Here is a 13232-nt window from a genome sequence, read left to right on the forward strand (position 1 = left end):
GCTCCTCACCGGGGGCGGATACGCGGGGCTCTGGGGATGCGTTCGATGCCGGGCGCCTGCTCCAGCGCCTGCTTCAGCGCTGTGGCCAGCTCGGCGACGGTCGGGGCGGAGAAGAGCTGCCCGGCGGTGGCGGGCAGGCCCTGGCTCGCCAGCCGCGCCGCGACCCGCACGGCGCTCAGCGAGTTCCCGCCCAGCGCGAAGAACCCGTCGTCGAGCCCGACCCCCGGCACTCCCAGCACGTCGGCCCAGACGCCCGCGATGCGCCGCTCCAGCTCGGTGCCCGGCCACCGCCGCGCCCTCTTGGAGGTGCTCGCCGGCCAGGCGGGAGACGCGCCTGCCGATGGCGGCTCCACCGCGGCCTGCGGCGACTCCGGCACCGCGATCGAGGAGACGGGCGCGTCCGGGGCAGCCGCCATGGCTTCCAGCACCCGTACGAGCGCGTCGGCCAGCCACTCCATCACGAGCCTGTCGAAAGCGGCCGCCCGGTACTCGACGGTCACGGCGATCCCGGCAGGAGCGCCGTCGCGGCCGTAGTCGTCCGTCACGTCGACCAGCAGCTCGAACCGGGCCGCCCCGGTCCTGACCACCTCGACCCGCGACTCGACGCCGGGCAGGTCCAGCTCGGCCCGCGCGTTGTTCTGCAGCGCCAGCACGACGTCCACGAGGGGATGCCGCCCGGGGTGGCGTACCGGGTTGAGGTCCTGTACGACCCGCTCGAACGGCACCTCCTGGTGGGCGAAGGCCTCCAGGTCCATCTCGCGTACCCGCGCCACCAGCTCGCCGATGTCCGGATCGCCCGACAGGTCGGTACGCAGCACCAGCAGGTTGACGAAGAACCCGACGAGGTCCCCCACGGAGTCGCTGGACCGCCCGGCGACCGGCGACCCGATGGGCAGGTCGGTCCCCGCGCCGGCCCGGTTGAGCACGACGGCGAGGGCCGACTGGAGCACCATGAAGAGCGTGGCCCCGCGCTGCCTGCCCAGCTCGGCCAGCCGCCCGTGCAGCTCCGCGCCGATCTGCCTGACGACCGTGTCAGCGGCACCTGCTGTCTCCGCCACGTTCTCCGCCGTGCGGGGCAGCGGAAGCCGTTCGGGCAGGCCCTTCAGCGTCTCGCGCCAGTAGCCGAGCTCCGTGGCGGCCAGCGCGTCCACGCGCTCGCGCTGCCGGACCGCGTAGTCGGCGTACCGGGTCGGAAGGGGCGGCAGCTCGGCGGGCACCCCTCCGAGCCGGGCCGCGTAGCAGCGTGACAGGTCGCGCATGAACGGCGGCAGCGACCACCCGTCGGTGGCGATGTGATGCATGACCAGCAGCAGCGCGTGCTCGTCCGGCTTGGTGGTGAACAGCACGGAGTGGATCGGCAGCTCGGCGGCCAGGTCGAACCGGTGCCCGGCCGCCTCGGCCACCCGCCCGTCCAGCTCGGCGGCCGGGACCTCGACGGCGCTGAAGCCGGGTCTGGCCTCCTCGACCGGCAGCACCCGCTGGGCGGGCTCACCGTCGTGGACGGTGAAGACGGTCCGCAGCGCCTCGTGCCTGGCCACCACGTCCTCCAGCGCGCCGCGGAGGGCCGGGACGTCCACCGGGCCGTGGAGCCGTACCAGCATGGGCATGTTGTAGGCCACGCCCGCGTCGATCTGGTCGAGGAACCACAGCCGGCGCTGAGCGAACGACAGCGGCAGCGCGGCCTCCTCCGCGATCGGGGCGGCGGGCTCGCCCCGCTCCGGTGCGCGTGCCCCGGCCTGCTCCCTGACGTGCTCGGCGATCGCCGCCACCGTGGGCGTCTCGAACAGGGCCCTGACTCCCACCTCGGCCCCCAGCTCGGCGTGGATCCTGCTGAGGAGCCTGGCCACCATCAGCGAGTCGCCGCCCAGCGCGAAGAAGTCGTCCTCGACGCCCACCCGCGGCACTTTGAGCACCTCGGCGAACAGCTCGCACAACGACTGCTCCACGTCGTCGCGCGCCGCCCCGGAGCCGCCACGCTCGTACGCCGGTGCGGGCAGCCGGAGCTTGTCCAGTTTCCCGCTGGGGGTCAGCGGCAGGCCGGGTAGCACGACGAACGCCGACGGCACCATGAAGTCCGGCAACACGGCCGCCGCATAGGCGCGCAGCGCCTCGACGTCCACGTGCCCCTCCCACGGCGTCCCGTCGTCGTGCACCCGCGTGCCGGCCGCCGCCACCACGTACGCGACCAACCGCTTCTCGCCGGGCGTGTCCTCCCTGGCCACCACGCCGGCCCGGGCCACGGACGGGTGGCGCGCCAGCACGTCCGCCACCTCGTCGGGCTCGACCCGGAACCCGCGGATCTTCACCTGCTCGTCCGCCCGCCCCACGAACTGCAGGACCCCGCCCGAGCGCCGCACCAGATCGCCCGTCCGGTACATCCGGCCGCCCGGGTCCCAGAACGGATCCGCCACGAACCGCTCGGCCGTCAGCCCGGGCTGCCCCAGGTAGCCCAGGGCCAGGCCGTCCCCGGCCGCGTACAGCTCGCCGACGTCCCCGTCCGCCACCGGCCGCAGCCGCCCGTCCAGGACGTACACGCGCTTGCCCGCCAGCGGCGTGCCGATGGGCACCGGACCGTCCGCCGGGGTCACCGGGTGGGTGGTCATGAAGATCATGCCTTCGACCGGCCCGTACCCGTTGCTCAGCCGCAGTCCGGGATGCCGTTCGAGGGCGCGCCTGACGTGCGCGGGCGACAGCGCCTCGCCGCCCACGATCAGGTGGCGCACGCCGGTGAGCGCGTCCGGATACTCGTCCACGATCACGTTGAACAGGCTGCTCGACAGGTACATGCACCTCACCCGGTGCTCGGCGGTCAGCCGCCCCATCACCACCGGGTCGACGCGCTGCCCGGGATGCAGCACGCAGGTGCCGCCCGACAGCAGCGGCCCCCACAGCTCCAGCGCGAACGCGTCCCACGAGACCGGCGAGCACTGCAGCCACACCGCCTCGAACGGCACGTACTCCTGCCCGGTCACCGTGGCCACGATCGCTCTGTGCGGCGCGGCGACCCCCTTGGGGCGGCCGGTGGAGCCGGAGGTGAACATCACGCACGCGACGCCGTCGTGCCGGGCCGCGCGGGGGAGCCGTTCGACGCCCTCGGGGGAGAGGATCGCGGCGGCGCCGGCGTCCTCGACCATGCCGCGCAGCCGCTCCTCGGGGAAGTCCGGGTCGAGCACCAGATAGCCGGCCCCGCGCTTCAGCACGGCCAGGAGCGCGACCACCAGGCCGGCGCCGCGCTCCATGCGGACCCCGACCAGGCCGCCCGGCGGCACGTCGAGCCCGTCCGCGAGCGCCGAGGACCGCGCGTCCAGCTCGGCGTAGGTCAGCCGCTCAGCGCCGCAGATCAGCGCCGTCCTGCCGGGTGTCCGCGCCGCCTGCCGGGCGAAGAGCTCGTGGACACTCGTTCTCGGACCGGGGGAAACGTCCATCGTCATGCCTGGGTGAGGCCGGCCGGGCGCATGTCCGTCCAGTGCGTCTCGATGTACTCCAGGCACGCGGCGCGGGAGCTCGACGGCAGGGCCACCCGCCAGCCCGCGGGCACGTCGATGTCGGCGGGCCAGAGCGAGTGCTGGTTCTCACGGTTCACCAGCACCAGGTAGGCGCCGTTCTCGTCCTCGAACGGATTGGTGGTCATGGTCAGCCTCCCGCGGTTTGCTTCTCGAGGTCGGGCGTCAGCACGTCGATGTGGCGTACGGCGCGGCGGGCCAGCCCCAGCAGGGCGGCGCCCGCGCCCAGCAGGCCGGCGATCAGCAGCATCGCCGCCATGCCGCTGCCAGGCCCGGCGCCCACGAGGGGCCGCAGCAGCCCCGGCAGGCCGGTGCCCGAGGCGGCCTGGGGTTCGAAGACGTGGTCGGCGAGCGGCCCGGAGAAGGCCATCGCCACCGGAGAGGAGATCTGCGAGACGAACATGACGGCCCCGAACACCCGGCCCTGCCGTTCCTTCGGCACCTTGGTCTGGATGATGGACTGCATCGAGCCGTTGACGATCGGCATGATCAGCGCGCCCACGAGGATGGCCGCCGTCCACGCCACGACCCCGTGCACCACGGCCATGACGATCTGGGCGCTGAGGCACATGCCGACGACGCCGAGCATCATGCCGCGCACCCGGTTCTTCGGACCGCCCCAGGCGGCCAGCAGCAGCCCGCCCGTGATCCCGCCCACGCCGATCCCGGCGTTCACGCCGGCCAGCGCGGAGACGTCACTGCCCGTCCTGGCCAGGATCATGGGCTGGACGACGGCGAACCCGAACACCATCACCAGGTTGACGGTGAAGAACACCAGGATCAGGCCGCGCAGGCTGGGCTGGGCGAACAGGTAGCGCAGCCCCTCCAGCGAGTCCGCCCCGAGCCGCTTGCGCTCGGTGGCCGAGCCGGGCGCGTCGCCGGACATGCGCACCAGGCGCACGGTCACCAGCGCGACCGCGAAGCTCAGCAGGTCGATCCAGAGCACCGCGCCCAGCCCGCCGGTCAGCACGAGCAGCCCGGCCAGCGCGGGACCGCCCACGTCGGCCACGCTCTTGGCGGTGGCGAGCAGCCCGTTGGCCCGCTGGAGCTGCTCCTTTCCCACCAGCAGCGGCACCGCCGACGACAGGGCGGGGAACTGGAACGCGGCCGACGCGCCGAGCAGCGCGACGGTCAGGTAGACCAGCCAGAGGTGCAGGTCGCCGAGGAAGTACACGGCCGCCATGGCCCCGACGGCGACGAGCCCGCCCGCGTCGGCGAGCTGCAGGGCGGTGCGTTTGCGGCACCGGTCGACGATGGCCCCAGCGGTGGGGCTCAGCAGCATCTGGGGGAGCAGCGCGCAGAGCGACAGCGCCACGACCTGGGTGGCCTGGTGGTCCACGGTCCAGGCCTGGATGACCAGGGAAAAGCGCAATACGGAATTGCCGACGAGGGTGACGACCTGGCCCGTCCAGACCACGCCGAATCTCCCCATGCCAGCAAATCGCTGGATAAATCGGTTTTGTGCGGACGATGGAGGTTCATCCATTTGTGCCCGAGGCCCTTCTGGTGAAAGGAACCTTCAATCCGTCCGGAGCTTTCCCGGCCGTCTCACTGGTACCTTCACACACAGTTTCGGGCTGAGCAATACGCTATTTGTGGTTTTGTAATTACGTCCTGTCAAAGGGCGAGGTCGCGGAGGCGCGACGCCTCGGCGGCCACCGCGTGGCGCAATTCGCGGATGCCGTCGCGCCCCCGTACGGGATGGACGGCGTTCGTCAGCAGCACCACGGTCAACCGGCGCGCGGGATCGACCACCAGCGAGGTGCCGGTGAAGCCGGAATGGCCGAAAGCGCCGGTCAGCGGCCCCACGATGCCCGGGTCGCCGATGCGCACGCCCAGCCCGTGACGGAAGGGGGCGCCCTCGGCGCCCTGGTCGCGCAGCATCTCGGCCACGCTCTCCTGGCGCAGCACGGGCCCGCCGCCGAGCCGCAGCGCCTCGCCGAAGGCCAGCAGGTCCCCGGCCGTGGCGAACAGCCCCGCGTGCCCCGCCACGCCGCCCAGCGCGTACGCCGTCTCGTCGTGCACCTCGCCGCGCACGCAGCCGCCGGCTGATGCGCCCGGGTGCGGCGCGGGCCCCTGGCGTTCCCGCTTCCACTCGGTCGCGGCGATCCGCGGCAGGGCTCCGGGCCGGTAGCCGGTGTCGGCCAGGCCGAGCACGCTCGTGACCCGCGCGCGGACCAGATCGTCGAGCGGCGCGCCGCCGGCCAGCTCCGCGATCCGGCCCGCCATGACCATGCCGACGTCGCTGTAGAGGTACGGGCCGCCGGCCGGGTGGGTGATCGGCGTGTCCAGCATCGCCGCCATGTGCTCGGAGGCGTCCGCGCCCGGCAGCTCCAGGTCGATGCGGCGGGTCGGGGGCAGGCCCGCCGTGTGGGTGAGCAGGCGGCGCGGCGTGATCCGGCCGTCGCTGCCCGGTATCCACGTGGCCACCGGCTCATCGAGGCCGAGCCGGCCCTCCTCTGCCAGGGAGAGCAGTACAGTCGTGGTGAAGAGCTTGCTGATCGAGGCCAGGTCGAAGATCGAGTCCTGCCCCGCGGGCGGGCGCTCCGAGGCCAGGTTTCCCTCGGCGTCGGCGTAGCGTACGAGCTCGCCGGTCGCGGCCGCGGCGGCCACGCGGCCGTCCACGGCGATCAGCGCGACCGCGGCCGAGCATACGCGCGGCACCCCGTCCGCCAGGATCGCGCCCAGCCGATCAGCCATCCCCGTCCCCCTCGTCCCCTCGTGTCCGGCCCCGGTCGTCCGGCCCCGGTCGTCCCGAGCAACCGCTGTCCGGGGCGCCCGTCGTGCAGGGCGCCCGTCGCTGTCACGCGTCGTGCGGGGGCCGTGGCGCGTGGTGGCGGCCCCGTCGTGCCGGACGCGGTCAGCCGCTCAGCGCGTCACTGAGGCGCTCTCCGTGCGACTCCAGCAGTGCGCGCGCCCCCTCAGCGTCGAGCCCGTGCTGGATCATCAGCACGGCGATCTTCGCCTGCCCGCCGGCCGCGTCCAGCGCCGACTCGGCGGTCGCGCTGTCGGCGCCGGTGATGTCGCTGACCATGCGCAGCGCGCGCCCAGCCAGCTTGCTGTTCATCGCCGACATCTCGATCATCTTGTTCCCGTACGTGCGGCCGAGCTTGACCATCGAGATCGTCGAGATCATGTTCAGGACGAGCTTCTGAGCCGTGCCCGCCTTGAGCCGGGTCGAGCCGGTCACCACCTCGGGCCCCACGACGACCTCGATCGCGTGCTCGGCGGCGGCCGACAACGGCGCGCCGTCGTTGCACGACACGCCGACGGTGAGCGCGCCTCGAGCGGACGCCTCAGCCAGCGCGCCGAGCACGAAAGGGGCCCGCCCGCTGGCGGACACGCCGACCACCGAGTCGAGCGGCCCCACCTCAAGGTCCTTCAGCGCGGCGGCGCCGGCCTCGGTGTCGTCCTCCGCCCCCTCCACGGACCGGGTGAGCGCGTCCGGCCCGCCGGCGATGATGCCCTGCACCAGCGACGGATCGGTGCCGAACGTGGGCGGGCACTCGCTGGCGTCGAGCACGGCCAGCCGCCCCGACGTGCCGGCGCCGACGTACAGCAGCCGGCCGCCCTCGGCCATCCTGGCGGAGATGCCGTCGATGGCCGCCGAGATCGCCGGGATGGCCACCGCGACGGCGGCGGGCACGGCGGCGTCGGCCTGGTTCATGAGCCGGGCGATCTGCTCGGTCGGCAGCCGGTCGATCTGGCTGTAGCGGGGATCGCTCTGCTCGGTGGACAGCTCGGGTAGCGGATCAGTCATGACGCTAATTTCCACCTTCTCCTTCACGCTTGTAAATATCTTTCAGATAATGGCTTGCATGCCACATGTACGAACCGGAGCCGAACGGCTGGCCGCGGACCCCGCGCTCGCGGGCGGAACCCGCCTCGGCCTGATCACGAACCCCACTGGAGTCCTGCCCGATCTCACCCCGACCCCGGACGCGCTGCTGGCCGCGGGCCTGAAGCTGACAGCCCTGTTCGGCCCCGAGCACGGCATGCGCGGCACCGCGCAGGCGGCGGGCAGCGAGGCCGACGCCGTGGACGAGAAGACCGGGCTGCCGGTGTTCGACACGCACAAGATCGAGGGCGAGGCGCTGGACCGGGTGGTCGCGGGGTCTGGCGTGGACACGCTGGTCTTCGACATCGCCGACGTGGGTGCCCGGTTCTACACCTACGTCTGGACGATGTACGACCTGCTGGCCTCGGCCGCCCGGCTCGGGCTGCGCTTCGTGGTGCTGGACCGCCCCAACCCCCTCGGCGGGACCGTCCAGGAGGGCCCGCTGCTCGACCCGGCGTTCGCCAGCTTCGTGGGCCGCTTCCCGCTCCCGGTCCGGCACGGCAGGACGGCGGGGGAGCTGGCCACGCTGTTCGGGTTCGACGTGGACCTGCGCGTGGTCGAGATGGAGGGCTGGCGGCGCGACATGACGTTCGCCGAGACGGGGCTGCCCTGGGTGATGCCGTCGGTCAACATGCCGACCGTGGACACCGCGCTGGTCTACCCGGGCACCGGGCTGTTCGAGGGCACGAACTTCTCCGAGGGGCGCGGCACGACCAGGCCCTTCGAGCTGATCGGGGCCCCGTACGCGGACGCCAGGTTCGCCCCCGCGCTGACCGGGCTGGAACTGCCCGGTGTGCGGTTCAGGGAGACCTGGTTCACCCCCACGTTCCACAAGCATGCCGGCGTCCCCGTGCGCGGCGTCCAGCTCCACGTGCACGACCGCGAGTCGTTCAGGCCCGTCCTGACGGGCCTGTCCATGCTGTACGTGGCCCGCACCCTCTACCCGGACGACCTGCGCTGGTGGGGCCCCGACCTGTTCATGGACCACCTGTGGGGCTCCGACACGCTCACCCGCCGCCTGGACGCGGGCGAGGACCCCCGGGACCTCTGCCCGCCACCAGGAAGACCAGAAGGACGACTGCTCTATACGTGACATCACGCCAGATCGCGCCGGTAGAGCCAGAAGACGCGTTCCGCTCGCGCGCCGACGGCGTGCGAGTAGAACCGCAACGGCCCTACCCACCCGATCTGGGCGCTGGCCTGCCCGGCGGCCCGCTGGTCCGCCAGGCACCTGCGCAGCAGTACGCGTCCCACGCCGAGCCCGCGGGCGTCCGGCGAGGTCCCCATCGGCCCGAACCAGCCCGGCCGGGCGCCCCAGGCGGCGAAGCCCAGGACGCGCCCGTCGCGCTCGGCGTAGTGCAGCCCGGCCGCGTGCGTGGCCTCCCAGGCCCACAGATCGTTCCAGTGCTCCCGGACGAACGCGGCGACCCCCTCACGGTTCTCGTCGGCCGCGTGCACGCGCACCCCGGACGCCTCGAGCCGCCGCAGGTCGTCCTCGACGGACAGGTCGGCGCCCAGGTCGGCCGTCATGTTCCAGGCGACGTGATAGCGCTCGTAGCCGAGGCTCTCGGCCAGGCAGGCGGCGGCGGTGTAGCGTACGTCGATGCCCGGCCAGGCGTAGCACGGCGGGTTGCCGGTGAAGTGCGCCTGCCGCGCCCCCTGGCCCCGCAGCCACTCCTCGGCCGCCCCCACCAACGCCCGCCCGCGCCCCTGCCCCCGCATGGAGGGGTGCACGGCCAGCAGGTCGATGTGCCCGTTGCCCGGATCCGTGGCCGACAGGGAGGCCATCACCACGCCGCCGTCGGTGGCCAGCGCGGTCCAGCGCCGCTCCGCGGGCGGCCGCGACAGGGAGCCCACCAGGTCGGCGGCCTCCGCGGCGTCCAGCGTCAGCGCGGCGGTGGCGATCCGTGCCGCCTCGGCGAGGTCGGTGGCCGACACGGCGGCCCGTACAGCGTGGGACATCACACCTCGCTCATCGGGCGGGCGATCACGCTGCGGCGCTCGGGGTAGAAGCACGCGTGCTCCTGCGGCACCCCCTCGGTCAGCTGAAGCAGCGGCCGCTCGGTCGTGCACCGCTCGCCCCTGAACGGGCAGCGGCGGGCGAACAGGCAGCCCTCGTCCGACTGGCTCTCGTTCAGCGACTCCAGCGGCGTCACCGGCTGCTCGCCGGGCTGCTCCAGGCCGTGCAGCACCGGGATCGCGGACAGCAGCGACTGCGTGTACGGGTGCACGGGGTCGGCGATGACCGTGTCCACCGGGCCGCGCTCGACGACCTGGCCGCGGTAGATGACGTACAGCTCGCCGTCGTCGCCGATGTAGCGGGCCGTGGCCACGTCGTGCGTGATGAACAGCACGCTCACCCCGAGCCGCTCGCGCAGGTCCTTCAGCAGCGCCAAGATGCCCAGCCGCAGCGACACATCGATCATCGAGACGGCCTCGTCCGCGACGAGCATCTCCGGGTCGACGGTCAGCGCGCGGGCGATGACCACGCGCTGCCGCATGCCGCCGGACAGCTGGTGCGGGTAGCGCGACAGCACCGTGCCCGGGTCGAGGCCGACCAGCGACAGCACCTCGGCCGCCCGTTCGTCGATCCACGACCGCGACCGCCCGGTCTGCCTGGCCCGCAGGCTCAGCGGGGCGTACAGCGTCTGGTGGATGGTCCTGGTCGGGTTCAGGGCCGAGTACGGGTCCTGATGGATCATCTGGATCTTGCGGAAGTGCGGCTGGCGCTCCTTGGGCTTGAGCGGCGACATGGAGACGTCGTCGATCAGGATCTCGCCCTCGTCGTACGTCTCCAGCCCCGCGATGATCCGGCCCAGCGTGGTCTTGCCGCATCCGGACTCGCCGATGAACGAGGCCGCGCCGCCCTTCGGGATCAAGAAGTCGACCCCGCGCAGCGCGCGCACCTCACGGGCGCCCAGCATCTTGCCGCGCTGTTTGAACGTCTTGACGACGCCGTTCCCAGTGATCATGCGGGCTCCTTCACGTTCACGGTCACGGCGTGGCAGGCCACGACCCTGGACCCGTCCGCCCCTTGATGGACACGGGGGTCGGGATCGACGGTGTCGCACACGTCCATGCGCAGCGGGCAGCGCTCCCTGAACACGCAGCCCTCCTTCGGCACGGTCGCCAGGGTCGGCGGCCGGCCCGGCAGGGCCCGGGCCTCGTCGATGTCGCCGACGAGCCGGGGGATGGCCTGGATCAGGCCCTTGGTGTAGGGGTGCTTCGGCGAGCCGAGCACCTCCCTGGTGGGGCCCTGCTCGACCAGCCGCCCGCCGTACATGACGGCCAGCCGGTCGGCGACCTCGGCCACCACGCCGATGTCGTGCGTGATGACGAGAGTGGTGAGGCCGCGCTCCGCGTGGACCTCGCGGATGATCTTCAGGATGTTCGCCTGGGTGATCATGTCGAGCGCGGTCGTCGGCTCGTCCAGCACCACCAGGTGGGCGTTGAGCACCAGTGCCAGCATGATGCCGACCCTCTGGCGCATGCCGCCGGACAGCTCGTGCTGGTGCGAGTCCAGCACCCTGGCCCCGTCCAGCCCCATCCGGCCGAGCAGCTCCTTGGCCTCGCGCACCAGGCCGCGCAGGTCTTCGACGCCGTGCGAGCGGCCCAGGTCGAGCAGCTGCTTGCCAACCGTCTTGAGCGGGTTGAGGGAGTTCTGGGCGGCCTGGAAGACGTACCCGATGTGCCTGCCCCTGGCCTTGCGGAGCTGCTCGCCCTGCAGGCCCACCACGTCGCCGAGCCCGTCGATCTCGACGCTGCCCGCCGCGATCCTGCCGGGCGGCTGGACGGCGTTGAGCAGCGACAGGGCCAGCGTGGACTTGCCGGACCCCGACTCGCCGACGATGCCGGTGATCGAGCCGGGCTCCAGGGCCAGGCTGATGTTCCTGACGGCGGGCAGTTCGCCCGCGGGGGTCTTGTAGACGACCGTGAGGCCGTCGATGCGCACTCCCGGCGCTTGTTGAGTCATTGCTACTCCTCACGCAGCCGGGGGTTGAAGATCTCGTCCATGGCGTCCACCACGAGCACGATGGCCAGCGTCAGCAGCAGGATCGCCAGCAGCGGCCCGATCAGGAAGCCCAGCGCGCTGGGCACCGTGAGCGCCCCCGAGCGGAACACGGCCGTGTTGAGCATCTGGCCCCAGTTGTTCGACTCATACGGCAGCACGCCCAGGAAGAACAGGCCGACCTGCGCGTAGACGCCGCCGGTGACCGCGATGAGCATGTTCATCGCGATGTACGGCGCCATGCTCGGCAGCAGTTCCTTGCTCACGATGTGCGTCGTGGACAGGCCGAGCCCGCGCGCCGCCTCGATGAAGCCCCGCTCGCGCAGGGACAGCGTCTGCGAGCGCACCGCCCGCGCCACGCCACCCCAGCTGAGCAGCCCCAGCACCAGGCCCATCTGGATCGCGCTGCTGAACTTCCACACGGTGGAGAGCACCAGCAGCAGCGGCAGGCCGGGGATGGTCAACTTCATGTCGGTGATCCGCATGAGGACGTTGTCCCAGCGGCCCCGCTTGAAGCCGGAGAACAGCCCGATGCCGGCGCCCACGACCACGGTGATGACGGCGGTCACCAGCGCGGCCAGCAGCACGTACCGCGACCCGGTGACGACCAGGGCGATCACGTCCCTGCCCTGGTCGTCGGTGCCGAGCCAGTGCTCCCAGCTCGGCGGCCTGGTGATCAGGTTGGGGTCGCGGTCCAGCTGGGCGGGGTAGAACATCGGACCGAACACGCCCATGAACACGAACCCGAGGATGAGCACGACGCCCACCATGCGGCTGGGCTTGCGCTTCATCACCCGCCACACGCCCGCCCAGAAGTTGCGGCGCATCGTGGCGCTCGTCGACGAGCTCTCCAGCAGCACGCTCATCCGGACACCTCCTCGCCGCTGCGGACCCGCGGGTCGATCACGGAGTAGAACAGGTCAGCGATGATGTTCGCCACGATGATGGACACCGTGATCAGCAGGAACGCCCCGCCCATCAGCGCGTAGTCACGCATGGTGATGCTGTCGAGGAGCAGCAGGCCCAGTCCCGGGTAGTTGAAGATCCGCTCGATGAACACCGCGCCGCCGAGCAGCACGCCGAGCGACAGCGCCAGGATCGTGAAGAGCGGCAGGATCGCGTTGCGCGCGATGTACCTGAAGATGATCGACCGCTTCATCCCGCGCAGCTCCGCCGCCAGGATGAAGTCGTCGCCGAGCACGGTCACCACGCTCGACTTCATCGCCAGGATCCATCCGCCGTAGGCCGCCAGCGCGTACGTCAGCACCGGCAGCACCGCGTGCTCGACCAGCGAGCCGATGTAGCCGGCGTTGAACCCGGGCTCGAACAGGATGTCCACGGGCCCGTCGGCAGGCAGGATCGGGATCAGCGTCGCGAAGATCGCGCTGAGCAGCAGGCCCAGCACGTACTGCGGCACGCCGTGCAGCAGCGACCCCGAGACGGCCAGGATGTCGCCGAGCTTGCCCGAGCGCTTGATGGCCGCGTAGACGCCCATGACGATGCCGACCAGGAAGCTCAGCAGCGTTCCCGCCAGCACCGGCAGAACGGTCCACTTGGCCGCCTCGCCCAGCACCTGGGTGACCGGCGCGCCCGCGTGGGTGACCGACTGGCCCAGGTCGAAGTGGACCAGGCCGGCCATGTACTGGGTGTACTGCTCCCAGAGCGAGCCCTTCGGCTGGAACCCGTACAGCACGCGCGTCGCCTGCTCGGCCGCCTGGGGGTCCATGCCCGACTGGATCAGCTTCTGCACGTTCGCGGCGACCGGGTCGCCGGGGATGCTCCTCACGATGAAGAAGCTGATCGTGGCTACGACGAGGATCATGACGATCCCGCGGGCCAGATGGCCCGCGAGTCGTCGTGCGATGACTACCATAGGCTCTTT

General features: G+C 72.0%; 11 protein-coding genes. 1 reads left to right on the forward strand and 10 read right to left on the reverse strand.

Annotated features, from left to right (window positions below; genetic code table 11):
• Positions 1-5 precede the first annotated feature (5 nt).
• The 5 genes from ACQPWU_RS20945 to murQ form a co-directional block, all read right to left on the reverse strand.
• Complete coding sequence (locus tag ACQPWU_RS20945) at positions 6-3431, reverse strand: condensation domain-containing protein (protein ID WP_433442486.1); 3426 nt, start codon at positions 3429-3431, stop codon at positions 6-8.
• Positions 3428-3631, reverse strand: a complete 204-nt coding sequence (locus ACQPWU_RS20950) for an MbtH family protein (RefSeq protein WP_433442488.1) — start codon at positions 3629-3631, stop codon at positions 3428-3430. Before ACQPWU_RS20950 ends, ACQPWU_RS20945 begins: the two co-directional genes overlap by 4 nt.
• 2 nt (positions 3632-3633) lie before the next feature.
• Positions 3634-4920 carry an MFS transporter gene (locus ACQPWU_RS20955; RefSeq protein WP_433442490.1) on the reverse strand — a complete coding sequence of 429 codons (1287 nt, stop codon included), beginning with the start codon at positions 4918-4920 and terminating at the stop codon, positions 3634-3636.
• A gap of 200 nt (positions 4921-5120) precedes the next feature.
• Positions 5121-6203, reverse strand: a complete 1083-nt coding sequence (locus tag ACQPWU_RS20960; protein ID WP_433442492.1) for a serine hydrolase domain-containing protein — start codon at positions 6201-6203, stop codon at positions 5121-5123.
• 160 nt (positions 6204-6363) lie between these two features.
• The gene (gene murQ, locus ACQPWU_RS20965; protein ID WP_433442494.1) at positions 6364-7263 is read right to left on the reverse strand and encodes an N-acetylmuramic acid 6-phosphate etherase; all 900 of its coding nucleotides are present in this window, start codon (positions 7261-7263) and stop codon (positions 6364-6366) included.
• Positions 7264-7321: 58 nt separating this feature from the next.
• Here murQ and ACQPWU_RS20970 point away from each other — a divergent pair, with 58 nt between their 5' ends.
• Positions 7322-8434, forward strand: a complete 1113-nt coding sequence (locus ACQPWU_RS20970) for an exo-beta-N-acetylmuramidase NamZ family protein (protein ID WP_433442496.1) — start codon at positions 7322-7324, stop codon at positions 8432-8434.
• Positions 8435-8436: 2 nt separating this feature from the next.
• On the opposite strand, the gene ACQPWU_RS20975 is transcribed toward ACQPWU_RS20970, so the two are convergent.
• The 5 genes from ACQPWU_RS20975 to ACQPWU_RS20995 are packed head-to-tail and all read right to left on the reverse strand — an operon-like array spanning position 8437 to position 13223.
• Positions 8437-9303: a GNAT family N-acetyltransferase gene (locus tag ACQPWU_RS20975; RefSeq protein ID WP_433442498.1), complete on the reverse strand. Its 867-nt coding sequence runs from the start codon at positions 9301-9303 to the stop codon at positions 8437-8439.
• Positions 9303-10313 carry an ABC transporter ATP-binding protein gene (locus ACQPWU_RS20980; RefSeq protein ID WP_433442500.1) on the reverse strand — a complete coding sequence of 337 codons (1011 nt, stop codon included), beginning with the start codon at positions 10311-10313 and terminating at the stop codon, positions 9303-9305. The genes ACQPWU_RS20975 and ACQPWU_RS20980 overlap by 1 nt, the downstream gene beginning before the upstream one ends.
• Positions 10310-11314 (reverse strand): ABC transporter ATP-binding protein, encoded by a 1005-nt coding sequence (locus ACQPWU_RS20985; protein WP_433442502.1) that lies wholly within the window; start codon positions 11312-11314, stop codon positions 10310-10312. The genes ACQPWU_RS20980 and ACQPWU_RS20985 overlap by 4 nt, the downstream gene beginning before the upstream one ends.
• Positions 11315-11316: 2 nt before the next feature.
• The gene (locus ACQPWU_RS20990; RefSeq protein ID WP_433442504.1) at positions 11317-12216 is read right to left on the reverse strand and encodes an ABC transporter permease; all 900 of its coding nucleotides are present in this window, start codon (positions 12214-12216) and stop codon (positions 11317-11319) included.
• Entirely contained in the window at positions 12213-13223 is a 1011-nt protein-coding gene (locus ACQPWU_RS20995; protein WP_433442506.1) for an ABC transporter permease, read from the reverse strand. The genes ACQPWU_RS20990 and ACQPWU_RS20995 overlap by 4 nt, the downstream gene beginning before the upstream one ends.
• Positions 13224-13232 lie beyond the last annotated feature (9 nt).

The organism is Nonomuraea sp. CA-141351, from assembly GCF_050944675.1.
Taxonomy (GTDB): domain Bacteria; phylum Actinomycetota; class Actinomycetes; order Streptosporangiales; family Streptosporangiaceae; genus Nonomuraea.